Origin of the sequence: Bacillus sp. SB49 (assembly GCF_000469135.2) — a bacterium.
In the GTDB taxonomy this organism is placed as follows: domain Bacteria; phylum Bacillota; class Bacilli; order Bacillales; family Halobacillaceae; genus Halobacillus.
Genome location: NZ_CP048117.1, coordinates 872,555 through 885,628, shown reverse-complemented (window position 1 = coordinate 885,628; position 13,074 = coordinate 872,555). Strand labels below are relative to the sequence as shown.

The window sequence follows — 13,074 nt, the reverse complement described above, 5'->3', positions numbered from 1 at the left end:
ATAATAGAAGTAATCCCATTACAAACAGGAGGGAATTTTTTGGATCATTACCTGGAATACCCTGACATATTAAAGGAAGATCGAATTACGTTCGGTCTGACGCTCCCAATAGATAACTATCACGGTCGGAAGCCTGACATGACAAAGCAGTTGGAGCGGGCTCGCCTCGCAGAGAAACTTGGTTTCCACAGTTTATGGCTCCAGGATGTCCTGTTGGAGGATCCGACTTTTGAAGACCCCGCAACAGGACAAATATACGATAGCTTAATCTATCTTACTTACCTGGCCAGCCAAACGAAGACGATTCATTTAGGGACAGCCGCCCTTGTACTGCCATTAAGGCACCCGTTACGGACGGCGAAGGAGATCGCAAGCATCAGCAACCTTTTTCCCGGTCGATTGCTTCTCGGCGTTTCTTCCGGAGATCGAAGGAAAGATTTCGAAGGATTGAATGTTCCCATTATGGAGCGCGGAGAGTGGTTTCGCGATGCCCATCAGGTTATACAGGAGGCACTGGGTAAGGAATTTCCCGATTCCAAGTCCCGATTCGGTCGAATGGACAAGTCGAACCTTGTTCCCAAACCAAAGGAGAACATCCCTTTTTATATGACGGGATACTGCCAGCAGTCACTGGATTGGATTGCCGAACACAGCGATGGTTGGATGTTCTATCCTCAACGCCCGGATAAACAGAGGGAAACGATCCATCAGTATCGGGAAAAAGTGAGGCTCTATCACGGCGACGTCTTCCGTCCATTCTTCATGCCGCTTCCACTCATACTTGAGAAGGATCCGGATCACCCTGTCGAAAAGATCCCTGCCGGATATAGAACGGGCCGAAAAGGGTTGGTTGGTTTAATCGAAGAGTACCGATCGATCGGAGTCAATCACTTGATGTTCAATTTGGCGAGAAGCGAACGTTCTGTCGAAGCAGTCCTTGCAGAGCTGGGCAGTGAAGTACTACCCCTTTTCCGCCTATAAATGAAATAATGGAAAGGAGCACGGTATGGAAGATGCACAAATTCTCGTAATGGGCAGCGTACACTTTTCCGTTGAACCCGATACGGTCAATAACCAGCAGAAGAAGATATTAGAAGTGGTTGATTGTTTGAAGGAGTATGAGCCGACGAAGATTGCAGTAGAGAAATCTTTTCTTCTTGAAGAAGAGATTAACAAGCGTTACGAACTGTTTCAAGCCGGAGCCTTTCAACCGGCATATGATGAGGTAGAGCAATTCGCCTTCCGGATTGGCAAGGCCTTGAGTCTTCCTCGTCTCCACGCTGTCGACGCACAAGTTGATATGGACCGTCCACCCCTGAGTCAGGTGTTTGCCTGGGCGAAGGAGTACCAGCCTGATTTATTGAAAGAAATCGTAGAGATGCAGCACGAGTTGAATCAAAGCCGGCAGAAAACAGATATAATGGAGAAGTTAAAAGAGGTAAACAGACTGGAATATGGAAGACGATTACAAAGGTTGTACTGGAAGCTGTCCCAAATCGGCGATCGCTCCCATCCTTTGGGAGTGGAATGGCTCAACCAATGGTATCTTCGGGATTTAACCATTACAGCCAACCTACTGAAACTGACGGAACCGGGGGACAGGGTACTTATATGGATCGGAGCGGATCATCTGCACCTTATCAGACAAATGCTGGAAGACAGTAACCAAGTAAAAATCATTCATCCCTCCTTATTCCTTGATGGTTCCAACAAGCTTGCTGAGTAACCGGTTCCTATTGTCTATTAAAATAAGGAGGACTGATCCTATGGCAGAGAAATCGTGGACGGACCGCTTCGATCCTCTTTATTTCCCACTATTCACGGCCATTCCTGTCGGGGTATGGCTGACAGGAAAAGATGGCCCCTTTCAAGGGGTGGAAATCAGTTTATATATCATTACGACATTATTTTTATTCTTCTCTGGCAGCGTAGAAACCAGCAGCGACGAACGGAAGCACCGAATTTTTGGCTATTTGTATATGGTATCCGGACTATTCTTGGCCGGTGCCGGTCTGTACCGCTGGCTGAATTAGAATCAAATGAAGAAGAGCCAAGGCAGAATCATCGGGATCATAATGATCATGGTAAAGATCAACCAGGAGCTTGGATCTTCTTTTTTCGTCTGATTCCTGTAAGACACGCCCCAGGCGGCGAGTAATATCAGAGTCACGATGATGCTCCGCACATGAATATCTCCGTCTTTATTATTCATAAATATATAGACCGATCCTTCTGTCAGGAGCAGAAGACCGACAATAATATTGAACAGATGCGTAAACCGCTTACTCACAAAGCATCCTCCTAAATAAAATTAGCTTTTACACTCTCCAAGTATAGTACATCCTCTTTTGATTAGGAAGAACCGAGGATCGAAGCATAACGTGTAAGAAGACAAGGGGGCAGCAGTTACCAAAAAAGCACCCATATCCGGGTGCTTTTTTTTGTGCAATTATAAATTATCAAGTAGGTTTCGAAGTGGTCCTGTAACTTCGAAGAACGAGTAATCTTTATTGAGAACGCGCCAGGAGTCCTTGTACAAGTAAACCTCCAACAAGGTCCCTTGTTTTCCGGACAGCTTCAAGGCGCCACTGACATTGGTATCTGCCTCGATCGACTCTTCAACTGGAGGGGATGCTTTCATCGCTTCGAGCAATTGCCGGATTTCATCTTCCTGATCGATAATCCGCGATGTTCTTTCTCCTTTGAGATTATAATAGGTCAGCGTTAATGGACGCTTATAATCCTGCCATTCGTGCGGAGTGATATCATCCTTACTGAATGCAACAGGATTGAAGAAGTACCTGTGGTTTATGTAGCTGACAATGGTTGCCAGGATCATCACCGTCGCTATTGCTATCCATATTTTCTTCCACATCTTCGTCCCTTCCCGCCTCCTCTTTTACATCGATAAAATGAATGGCATATATTCTATACAAAGTAAGTTCTCTATTAAGTAATACGAAAAAAAGACTGCAATAGTTTCAAAATGGCTAAAGAAATTCCATTTATATAGAAAGAGCAGGAGTACGACTCCTGCTCTCTTTTAATCTTCTGAAGGGAAACCCAGTAGTGTTTTCACTTCCAGATATTCCTCTATACCATAATCTCCCCATTCGCGACCGATACCGGACTGCTTATAGCCTCCGAACGGGCCGGCGAAATCCGCTTCGGCATCGTTGACCTTCACTCTACCTGCACGGATGCTTCCAGCGACCTTCCTCAAGTTCTTCGGATCTTTCCCGAATACATAACCGGCGAGCCCATAAACGGTATCATTAGCGATTTCAATAGCTTCATCAATAGAGTCATACGTAATGATTGTCGTTACGGGACCAAAAATCTCTTCCTGAGCAATGACCATAGAATTGTCTACGTCTGTAAACACCGTAGGCTTCGCATAGTAGCCGGTTTCCAGACCTTCCGGCTTACCAGTACCACCTACAAGTAAACGTGCACCTTCTTCCTGTCCTTTCTCAATGTAGGATTGAACCGTATCCCATTGTTTTTTCGACACGAGGGGCCCTATGCGATTATCTCCTCTTGGGTCACCAACAGGATATTCAGGAAGAACCTTCTTCACCGCATCCTCGAATGCCTCTTTCATGGAGGACGGCACAAGTACTCTTGTAGCAGCAGAACATACTTGACCGCTGTTATTTGCAATATGATTCACGGCGGACCTCGCTGCATCTTCGACATCTGCATCATCAAGAATGACAAGTGGTGATTTACCACCCAGTTCCAGAGCGACCTTCTTAATGGTATGAGAGGCATTTTCCATGATCTTCTGTCCGACAGCGCCGGAACCGGTGAAGGATACGAAGTCGATGTCCGGATGAGAGCTGATGCCGTCTCCTATGACCGAACCGGAACCATTTACCAGGTTGAAGACCCCTTTAGGCACTCCTACTTTGTCAAAGATTTCTGTAAGGATAATCGCAGCAAACGGCGTCAGCTCTGCCGGTTTCAAGATGACAGGACTTCCTGCTGCAAACGCGCTGGCAATCTTTGTAGATGTCTGATTTGTAGGGAAGTTCCAGGGGGTGATCAATCCACTTACCCCGACCGAATCTTTCTGGACGAAATGACCGCCTCGGTCCTCGAAGAAAGAGAAGTTCTTTAGAGATTCAGCTGCCTGGGAGAAGTGGTTATATCCCATGCTGTAGTGCACGTTCTCCGAAACGGAAACCGGTGAACCAAGTTCATCCGTGATCGTATCAATGATCTCCTGCTTGCGATTCTCGTATTCGGCAGCAATCTTCTCCAGCATCTCTACACGCTCTTCTTTGGACGTCTGGGAAAAGGAAGGGAAAGCCTCCCTTGCGGCCTGAACCGCTTTATCAAGATCTTCTTTCGTTCCCAGACTTATTTTCCCTATAACTTCTTCTGTAGCAGGATTAATTACCTCTTCTGTTTCATTTCCTGTAGAATCGATCCATTCTCCATTTATATAGTGTTGAAGATAGTTACGCATAAATAGATACACTCCTCTGATGTAATAAATTTACAATATCAAGATATATGAGACTATAACCGTAAAAACAGCAGATGAAACATACAAATGGCCGCCCCCTTCTCAAACTATCGGGATTCCTCTATAATTGGAGCAATAGGCAGAAGGGATGATCATTGGTATGACTTCAACACATCAGCACATACAAAAATACTTGAATGATAATGAAGATAAAGGGAGACTGCTCGTCAGCTGCCCGGATAAACCGGGTATCGTCGCGACCATCTCGAATTTCCTTTATGAAAATGGAGCAAACATTGTAGAGTCGAGCCAATATACGACGGATCACGTAGACGGCACATTTTTCCTGAGGATTGTTTTCGAGACAGAAGGACTGAAAGAAAAAGCAGCCGATTTAAAAAAACATTTCCATGCGATCGCAGAACAATTCCGCTTGGAGTGGAAAATGACATTTCTCCATGAACTGAAAAAGACAGCTGTTTTCGCATCCAAAGAACTGCATTGTCTGCGGGAACTATTATATGAATGGGAAAGCGGGGATTTGCTGACGGATATCGCCCTCGTAATCAGCAATCACGAAACAGGAAGAGAGTTGGTCGAGTCCTTCGGCATACCGTTCCACTACATTCCTGCCAACAAGCATATTCGGAAAGAAGTAGAGGCAGAACAGCTGGAGCTTCTTGAGAAATACGATATTGATTTGATCGTACTGGCAAGGTACATGCAAATACTGACTCCTGTATTTGTAGCCCAACACCCTTCCAGCATCATCAACATCCATCATTCGTTCTTACCAGCTTTCATAGGTGCCAACCCGCACAAACGTGCTTATAATCGGGGCGTGAAATTAATCGGCGCCACTTCTCATTACGTGACAGACGACCTGGATGAAGGTCCGATTATCGAGCAGGATGTTATCCGGGTCGATCACCAGAATGATATCGATGACTTGAAGAAAAAAGGACGTCTCATCGAACGAAGCGTGCTGGCCAGAGGAGTCAAATGGCATCTGGAAGACCGAGTCATCGTGAACGGCAATAAAACCATCGTCTTTTAATCCTTCCAACACTATTAAAAGTCACGAAAAAGCACCCGACTATTCGTCGAGTGCTTTTTCCATGTTTCACTTCATAGGATAGGTAATAACATCCTCCAAAAAGGAGTCGATCGTATGATCCACAGCGTAAGACCAGGTGAAACACTCACACAAATATCCAGGGATTACCGGGTTCCCCTCACAGATATCCTGCGGGCAAACAATCTATCAAACCCTGACATAATCTATCCCGGCCAACAGCTTCAAATACCAGGAATACCTGATCCTTCCACCATTCCTTATCGAATTGATGTCTCAGTAAACAATCGAAAGTTGAGACTTTACAATCGTAATAAACTTGTCAAAGAATATCCGATTGCTGTTGGAAAAATGCTGACTACGACGCCGATCGGTACTTTCATCATTATTAACAAAGCACCTGATCCGGGAGGTCCGTTCGGCACCATGTGGATGAGTTTATCTAAAGAACATTACGGCATCCATGGAACAAACAATCCCTCCTCCATCGGTAAAGCCGTTTCCAAGGGGTGTATCCGGATGCACAATGAAGATGTCGAGGAATTAGCTGACATTGTGCCCGTCGGTACTCGTGTAGATATCCATTTGTAGTTAACGGATTTCTGAAGTACTGGAAATCTCTTTTCCAGAAAGTGCTTCAGAAGCAAGACGATCCGCCTCTTTGTTGTCTTTCCGGGAGAGCAGTTGATAACTTGGTGTAATACCCGCGGTTTCAAGATCAGCATCGATCCGGTCCGCCCAACGATTCAGTTCTTCTTCCACACAAGCCCAATCGCCTTCCATCTGATGAATGACGACACGGGAATCACCGTAAAACGTGACTGGTAGATGTTGAGCACCGAGATTCGCCAGTTCTTGGACCGCCAAGTGAAGAGCAGCGTATTCCGCTTCATTATTTGAACCGAGCTGCTCTATCCTCGCACTTCTCCTTCTCCGCATCGCTTTTCCGTTCTGTTTGTAATAAATAACACACCCAAGCCCCGAGAGTCGATCATTTAAGTCAAAACCTCCGTCGAAATAAACAGAAACATCATGGGGCTCTGTTTCGAGCTGCTTCCTATACTTCTCCAAGTCCTTCCGTTTCCACATAGAATCATGTTGGTCCAGAAACTCGATCTTTTTCGCCCTTTTCGTCTTCTCTAAATCATCCGCAATAAGCAGTACTTCTCCGATGCTTTTTTCTTCAGAACGGAAGTGGATCTCCGCTTTTCCAGGTGTCTGATATGTACATTCCAACCTTATTTTCAATGGACAACCCTCCTTATTCTTCTATCTTACCCGAAGTCAGCTTTTTTAGAGCTTTTTATAAAAACCGGTCGCCGTTCCTTGGAATCCGTAATATCTGTATATTTCATGAGCGCGCTTCCTTTCCTCGCGGTTCCCGCTGTTTAACTGGATCGTTCCTGCCCCCTGCTCGGCTCCCCAATTCTCTGCTGTTTGCATAAGCTGTTTCCCGATACCTCTTCCCCGCTCTCCTGCTCTCACGATGAACGCAATGACTCGGATATGGGAGCGGTCATCATGATAAGCAAGCGAATGCGTCATACCTATCATCCCATGAATCCGGTCATCTTCTTCCCAAACAAACGTTTTGTATTCTTCCCTTAATTGAATCTTCTTCATACGGTCTGTCATTTGATCAACGTTGGTCGCATACCCCAGTTCCCCCATCAATCCAGTCAATTCAGCCGCATCTCCCAGCTGCATATCTCTAATCATACAATTCTCCCCTTCCAATCCATAGAAAAAAAGCCCCTGATCCATAACACAAGGGCTTATCTCTTTTAATTGTTCGTCTGCTCCAACTGCCTCAGCTCTACCCGTCTGATTTTCCCTGAGGTAGTCTTCGGCAGTTCTTTAATATATTTAATCCGACGCGGATACTTATAAGGGGCGGTTAGCTCTTTTACATGCTGCTGAAGTTCAACAGTAAGAGAATCCGTCGCTTCGTACCCTTGCTTTAAAACGATATAAGCCTTGACAACACTCCCTCGAACATCATCGGGGCTCGCAATAACGGCACACTCCTGCACGGATGGATGCTTAATAAGGGCGTCCTCTACTTCAAACGGACCGATTGTGTAGCCTGAGCTGATAATAATATCATCGCTACGCCCTTCGAACCAGAAATATCCATCTTCATCTTTCCTTGCCTGATCCCCTGTTACATAATAGTCACCTCTTCTTGTCATTTTCGTCCGTTCTGGATCTTTGTAATACTCCCGAAAAAGTGCCGGCGTATCCAAGTGTACGGCGATATCACCGACTTTCCCTGAATCCAAAGGCATTCCTTCCTCATCTATAATTTCTACATGGTTACCCGGGGTGGGACGGCCCATGGAACCCGGTTTCACTTCCATGTCTTTCATAATACCGACGAGCAGCGTGTTTTCCGTCTGCCCGTAGCCATCCCGCACAGTTACATGGAAATGACGGCGGAATGTATCAATCACTTCTCTATTTAACGGTTCTCCCGCTGAAACAGCACTGTGAAGAGCTGAAAGAGTATAATCAGCAAGGTTGTCGGCTTTCGCCATCAGACGGTACTCTGTCGGTGTACAGCAGAGTACGTTTACCTTCTCCTCATCCATCAGCCTCAAATATTTGTTCGGTTCGAATCTGCCATGATAAACGAGGCCCTTCGCCCCCTTGCCGAGCACGGATAAGAATGGACTCCAAATCCACTTCTGCCATCCCGGACCCGCAGTAGCCCAGACCGTATCGCCCTCTTCAATGGCAAGCCAATTGTCAGCTGCCGTCTTCAGGTGCGCATACCCCCATCCATGCGTATGAACAACCCCTTTCGGATTTCCTGTCGTACCGGATGTGTAAGATAAGAACGCCATATCGTCTCTGTCTGTATCAGCAGTTTCCATTGTCGAGGGATAATCCTCCATCAGCGCATCCAGATCGAACCATCCTTCTTCCGGTCCGCCTACACGGAACTTCAACAGACGGTCGAACTCTTTGACTCCTTGGAACTGTTCCGTGTATGGATGATAGCTTATCACCCCGCGGACTTCCCCGTGGGATATCCTGTACTGCAAATCTTTCGTCCTCAGCATTTCCGAACTTGGAATGACCACAAGTCCCGCTTTCAAAGCTGCAACATATACATGATACGCCTCCAGAAGACGCGGAATCATGACAAGCACCTTATCCCCGGCTTTTAAGCCTGCACTTAAGAAAGCGTTTCCAATTTTGTTTGCATTTTCAATCAGCTGATCATATGTAACTCCTCTTCGCTCCCCTGCTTCATTGATCCACTGCAACGCTTCGCGCCCTGTACCGTCTGCATACTTCTCCATCTCGGATACGATGTTATATCGATCTGGTGCTATCAAACTTTCTCTCTTCACAGAAACCCTCCTTTATGATCAATCGCGTCTTTAATCGCATTCATTATACCAAGTTTTTGGAATATTTCCAATAATGTTATTTGCGCAAAGGAAACATTATTGCTCCCGATAAATTGACAGATAATTATTTCGTATCTTATAATAAGTGACAAAGTATGGATAAGGAGTGTCGTTTAGTGAACGTTCAGGCAAGCAGAATCGTACCGGACAGCAAAACCTGTCTCTTGATTTCTATCGTGGTGTTGTCTGTATTTGTCTTATTTTCCGTCCTAACAAAAAACGCCAACTATGCTTACGCTTCCGTCCTGACTGTATTGCTGATTAACGGGTCCTTATTATTTCAGACAATGAAAAGAAAAAAAAGGGCGTGAAATCACGAGTGATTTCACGCCCTCTTTCTTACTGCCGGCTTCTTTCCCAGGACCAGGCGGTTGCATGGTACCTTGTGTGTTCATCTAAAGTTGTTTGCAACAGGGAAAGGTCTTGTTCTTCCAGTGCATCAACCACGCTGTAATGATCTTTTACCCTGCCTATAACAGGAATCGTTTTTGAATGACGTTCCAACATTCGTACATACACATGGACTTGATTAATGATCCGTTCCAGAAACTCATGGAGAAGCTCATTGCCGGTTTTCCAGGCAAGTAACAAGTGAAACTCTTTATCAGCTTCCAAATACCTCTCCACATCTCCAGCTTCCCACGCCTGCTCACCTTCCGAAATCCATTTGTTTAATTGTTGTAAATCGCTGTATGTCACTTGATTATAAACAAGTTCAGCCACTTTTATTTCCAAGTACTTCCACATCTCAAACGCCTGCAGCACTTCTGTCTCGGAAGGATTCATGACAAAGGCTCCTCGATGGGCATACAGCTTGGCAAACCCCTCGTCACACAGACGCCGGATTGCCTGGCGGATCGGTGTACGGGATACAGATAATTCGGCTTCTATCGATTTCTCGACAAGCTGTGAACCAGGAGAGATCTCTTTGGTAACGATCTGCTCCCGTAAGTGCCGGTACACCTCCTCCGATCTGGAAGAACGCTCCTGCTTTGCTTTGGAATAGTCTTGAGAGATAGTATCCCGCCTTTAGGCCAGCCGCTTGAAGTTCTGACCGAGAATTTCGTTCATAGAGTGGACAGTGATAAACGCCTGCTCATCGATATCGGTCATATATTTCTTTAATCGTGTATAATCTTTCCGGCTGAGGATGGTGGTTATTACTTCTTTATCTTCCTGCATGAACGCGCCCTTCGCTTGATGGATAGTCGCTCCCCGTCCAAGACGATCTACGATAAAATGACGGACGAGTTCGCTCTCACGGCTGATGATTACGATCTCTTTATTATCTTCAAACTGCTTGAGCATATAGTCAATGACAAGACCGTTTAAAATCACTCCGAAGAAAGCGTACATTCCCACGGTTGGTCCAAATAGGAAGATGGAAGATGTTGCAATGGCTATATCTGAAAACAACACGCCCTTCCCGACTTCAATCGAGAAGAATTTATTAAGAATCATGGCAAGAATGTCTGTACCGCCCGTTGAGGCTCCCTGATGGAAGACTAAGGCCATACCCGACGCAGCAATGATTTGACCAATAATAAGCTGAATTAATAAATCATCACTTAAAGCTTGCTGCATAGGAAAGAACGTTTCCAACCCCCAAACCATGACTGATAATGCCATACTTGCATAAATGGTTTTTAAACCGAATTGGAAACCTAAGAAGATAATTCCAACAATGAACAGCAGAATATTTAACACCAACATGATCAATCCGAGAGAAAGATCGGGAAATACTTTATTCATGACGATGGATAGACCACTTACTCCACCGGTAGCTAGATCGTTGGGAGACAGGAAGAAGTGCACGTTGACGGCAACTCCCAGCGCCCCCAGGTTCATCAGTAGAAAAGACCTTATCTTTTTAAGCATCAGAAAGCCTCCTTTATAAAAAATATAGAATAATGTCGAATTCAAATTGTAGTACAATCGGGATTATAGAGCCCATAACTGCGTTTGTAAACAGCTGTGCCTGTAAAAATATCAATTCTTTTATGTAAGCGATTGACGTTAAAAAATTCAATAATTAATAAAAACACGTTAACACTAATAAAAATGTGACGATACATATGATAAGTTGTAATATTTTGCAGATAAGGATATCGTTAGTTTCCCTTTCTTATACTGCACCAGTTTCCCGGCCTTTCTCCCCATAAAAAAAACCACCACTACATAAGTAGTGGCGGTTTCATTCGTCTTTTATCGCGGTAATCGTACAGTTACTGCTGTCCCTACACCTTTTTCACTCTGGTAGGTGATGGTTCCATTTAGATCGGCGACGATTTTTTTTGTCACCATGACTCCGAGCCCCGTCCCTTTCTCTTTCGTAGTAAAGAACGGCTCTCCAATCTTAGCAAGCTCCCGGGATGTTAGACCCGGTCCATTATCTCTAACGGAAAGCGTTAGCTCTTCGCTCGTTACTTCAACTCCCACGCGAACTTCCCCACCATGATCCACAGCATCAATGGCATTCTTAACAAGGTTAATCAATATTTGGTTCATCCGCTTCGGTTCTGTTCTGAACGCTTCCTGGTCTTGCGAACAAGCACAGTCAAATAAAAGCAGAATCTGTTTGTCATTAGCCTCCGGCTCTAAAAGGCGGAGAACATAGGACACAAGCTGTTCCGGATCGATCTCCTCCATCTGAATCGTCGATTTCGGCTTAGACAGCATCATGAAATCTTGGACAATCGCCTCTATCCTGTTTACTTCATCCAGGATAATCTCCTGATAATTATCTCTCAGCTCGGGGTTTGCTGCGCCGATTTGCAGAAAACCTTTGATTGCGGTTAACGGGTTCTTAATCTCATGTGCGATTCCAGCAGACATCTGCGTAATCGTGGATAGCTGTTGTGTCTTTTCTTTAAACTCCAGCATTTCCTTATATTCCGTCACATCTTCGTGCAGTCCAAGCACATACGACTTACCATTGTAGTCCACAGGGAAACCTTTGGAGCGAATCCATTTGTATGCCCCCTCTTCCCCCTGGTTCAATCTGTATTCCACTTCATGCATCTGCTTCCTCATTACTTGAAACGCGTCCTGCACTTTCTTCTTATCCGCCCCATACACTTTCTCAAAAACAAGACCTGGATTTAAAAATGCATCTCTTCGCGTTATCCCAAACAGGGATTGAAACGCAGGACTGATATAGTGGAGCTCTTCATAGTCCGGTTCGCTGATCCAAAAAACATCTTTAATGTTATTCGCCAGCAGAGCAAAACGCTCTTCTGATGCTTTCAAAGCCTGCAAATGCTTCTTATATTGCGTTATATCCTGTACAAACACTGTTATTCCAAGTTCTGTAGGGTGAACCGTGACCTGAACATCGACGCCCTGCTCAATCAAATAGCCCTCAAATTCGACCGTTTCCTGTGTCTCCATCGCCCTCAAATAGTGCTGGAAGAAATGATAATATTGATCAATCGGGAAGATGTTCCAAAGTTTTTTACAATAGTTACTGTAAAAAGGTACCGCTGTCATTTCTTCCATTTTAGGATTGGCATAGATCACTTCCCAATTAGGGTTAATGATTGCTAATCCATGCGGGAATTTGTCCACTAAGTGGGACATACGATGCTTCAATTGGGCTTCTTTTGGATCCGTAACGTGAACCATCTGTTGGCTGAGGCTGGAAGCCAAACTCACAGGTCCCTCTAATTTTTCAGAGCGCGGCTCCGCTTCAGGACGATTTGCTTTCATAGTAAGATCGTTTAAGGAAAAAGCAATTTGACCGTTAGTCAGATGAACCATTTTGCAGTGATACTTGCGAAGGTTATTCTTATCTGTCAAATGGACGGACATTTCCCTCAAGCCTTCTGTCAGCAGCTGATGAAGCACCTGCTGCAGGCGGTGTTGGGCCGTATGCCGAAAACTGCGGATCCATTGAGAGAATGACATATCTGTATCTTCTAAATGAAGAGTTCCTTGCATTTCCTGATTCAGCGTAACCGTTTGTAAACGCAGATCGAGTAGACATGCCGGTGTACCATTCAAACTTAGAACATCCAATATTTCGCCACTATGAACTTGGTCAGAATACCTCTCTCTTATCACCAATATTAAGACCTCTTTCCTTTTATCCGTTCCATATTTTCCAA

The 13,074-nt window shown here is 45.0% G+C and carries 14 protein-coding genes; 5 read left to right on the top strand and 9 right to left on the bottom strand.

The window, feature by feature from the left end; all coding sequences use genetic code 11:
- Positions 1 to 39: 39 nt before the first annotated feature.
- From M662_RS04445 to M662_RS04435, 3 genes are read left to right on the top strand one after another with little or no spacing between them, the layout of a single operon-like run.
- Positions 40 to 981: a TIGR03571 family LLM class oxidoreductase gene (locus M662_RS04445; RefSeq protein ID WP_008632719.1), complete on the top strand. Its 942-nt coding sequence runs from the start codon at positions 40 to 42 to the stop codon at positions 979 to 981.
- Between the two features lie 25 nt (positions 982 to 1,006).
- Positions 1,007 to 1,726 (top strand): DUF5694 domain-containing protein, encoded by a 720-nt coding sequence (locus tag M662_RS04440; protein ID WP_008632724.1) that lies wholly within the window; start codon positions 1,007 to 1,009, stop codon positions 1,724 to 1,726.
- A 40-nt stretch (positions 1,727 to 1,766) separates the two neighbouring features.
- The gene (locus tag M662_RS04435) at positions 1,767 to 2,033 is read left to right on the top strand and encodes a hypothetical protein (protein WP_008632726.1); all 267 of its coding nucleotides are present in this window, start codon (positions 1,767 to 1,769) and stop codon (positions 2,031 to 2,033) included.
- A gap of 2 nt (positions 2,034 to 2,035) precedes the next feature.
- Here M662_RS04435 and M662_RS04430 read toward each other — a convergent pair whose 3' ends face one another.
- The 3 genes from M662_RS04430 to M662_RS04420 all read right to left on the bottom strand — a co-directional run bounded on the left by M662_RS04430 (position 2,036) and on the right by M662_RS04420 (position 4,474).
- On the bottom strand, positions 2,036 to 2,290 hold the full coding sequence (locus M662_RS04430) for a hypothetical protein (protein WP_008632728.1): 255 nt from the start codon (positions 2,288 to 2,290) through the stop codon (positions 2,036 to 2,038).
- Positions 2,291 to 2,449: 159 nt separating this feature from the next.
- The gene (locus M662_RS04425) at positions 2,450 to 2,875 is read right to left on the bottom strand and encodes a hypothetical protein (protein ID WP_008632730.1); all 426 of its coding nucleotides are present in this window, start codon (positions 2,873 to 2,875) and stop codon (positions 2,450 to 2,452) included.
- Positions 2,876 to 3,043: 168 nt separating this feature from the next.
- Positions 3,044 to 4,474 carry an aldehyde dehydrogenase family protein gene (locus M662_RS04420; RefSeq protein ID WP_026578622.1) on the bottom strand — a complete coding sequence of 477 codons (1,431 nt, stop codon included), beginning with the start codon at positions 4,472 to 4,474 and terminating at the stop codon, positions 3,044 to 3,046.
- Positions 4,475 to 4,634: 160 nt separating this feature from the next.
- Here M662_RS04420 and purU point away from each other — a divergent pair, with 160 nt between their 5' ends.
- Positions 4,635 to 5,531: a formyltetrahydrofolate deformylase gene (gene purU, locus M662_RS04415; RefSeq protein WP_008632738.1), complete on the top strand. Its 897-nt coding sequence runs from the start codon at positions 4,635 to 4,637 to the stop codon at positions 5,529 to 5,531.
- Positions 5,532 to 5,645: 114 nt separating this feature from the next.
- Positions 5,646 to 6,140, top strand: a complete 495-nt coding sequence (locus M662_RS04410; protein ID WP_008632747.1) for a L,D-transpeptidase family protein — start codon at positions 5,646 to 5,648, stop codon at positions 6,138 to 6,140.
- Here the strand turns inward: M662_RS04410 and M662_RS04405 are convergent, their stop codons facing one another.
- The 6 genes from M662_RS04405 to M662_RS04380 form a co-directional block, all read right to left on the bottom strand.
- On the bottom strand, positions 6,141 to 6,797 hold the full coding sequence (locus tag M662_RS04405) for a reverse transcriptase-like protein (protein ID WP_008632749.1): 657 nt from the start codon (positions 6,795 to 6,797) through the stop codon (positions 6,141 to 6,143).
- Positions 6,798 to 6,842: 45 nt separating this feature from the next.
- Complete coding sequence (locus tag M662_RS04400) at positions 6,843 to 7,268, bottom strand: GNAT family N-acetyltransferase (RefSeq protein ID WP_026578623.1); 426 nt, start codon at positions 7,266 to 7,268, stop codon at positions 6,843 to 6,845.
- Between the two features lie 65 nt (positions 7,269 to 7,333).
- Entirely contained in the window at positions 7,334 to 8,908 is a 1,575-nt protein-coding gene (gene mbcS, locus M662_RS04395; RefSeq protein WP_008632756.1) for an acyl-CoA synthetase MbcS, read from the bottom strand.
- Between the two features lie 399 nt (positions 8,909 to 9,307).
- Positions 9,308 to 9,931, bottom strand: coding sequence for a GntR family transcriptional regulator (locus M662_RS04390; protein WP_008632760.1), 624 nt, complete (start codon positions 9,929 to 9,931; stop codon positions 9,308 to 9,310).
- 66 nt (positions 9,932 to 9,997) lie between these two features.
- Positions 9,998 to 10,846 (bottom strand): YitT family protein, encoded by an 849-nt coding sequence (locus tag M662_RS04385; protein ID WP_008632763.1) that lies wholly within the window; start codon positions 10,844 to 10,846, stop codon positions 9,998 to 10,000.
- A 327-nt stretch (positions 10,847 to 11,173) separates the two neighbouring features.
- Positions 11,174 to 12,970, bottom strand: a complete 1,797-nt coding sequence (locus M662_RS04380) for a PAS domain-containing sensor histidine kinase (protein ID WP_081694943.1) — start codon at positions 12,968 to 12,970, stop codon at positions 11,174 to 11,176.
- Positions 12,971 to 13,074 lie beyond the last annotated feature (104 nt).

Excerpts from the sequence above, each read along its gene's own strand:
- M662_RS04440 (WP_008632724.1), top strand. The coding sequence starts at position 1,007 with ATGGAAGATGCACAAATTCTCGTAATGGGCAGCGTACACTTTTCCGTT.
- M662_RS04435 (WP_008632726.1), top strand. The coding sequence starts at position 1,767 with ATGGCAGAGAAATCGTGGACGGACCGCTTCGATCCTCTTTATTTCCCA.
- M662_RS04425 (WP_008632730.1), bottom strand. The coding sequence starts at position 2,875 with ATGTGGAAGAAAATATGGATAGCAATAGCGACGGTGATGATCCTGGCA.
- M662_RS04420 (WP_026578622.1), bottom strand. The coding sequence starts at position 4,474 with ATGCGTAACTATCTTCAACACTATATAAATGGAGAATGGATCGATTCT.
- purU (WP_008632738.1), top strand. The coding sequence starts at position 4,635 with ATGACTTCAACACATCAGCACATACAAAAATACTTGAATGATAATGAA.
- M662_RS04410 (WP_008632747.1), top strand. The coding sequence starts at position 5,646 with ATGATCCACAGCGTAAGACCAGGTGAAACACTCACACAAATATCCAGG.
- M662_RS04400 (WP_026578623.1), bottom strand. The coding sequence starts at position 7,268 with ATGATTAGAGATATGCAGCTGGGAGATGCGGCTGAATTGACTGGATTG.
- M662_RS04385 (WP_008632763.1), bottom strand. The coding sequence starts at position 10,846 with ATGCTTAAAAAGATAAGGTCTTTTCTACTGATGAACCTGGGGGCGCTG.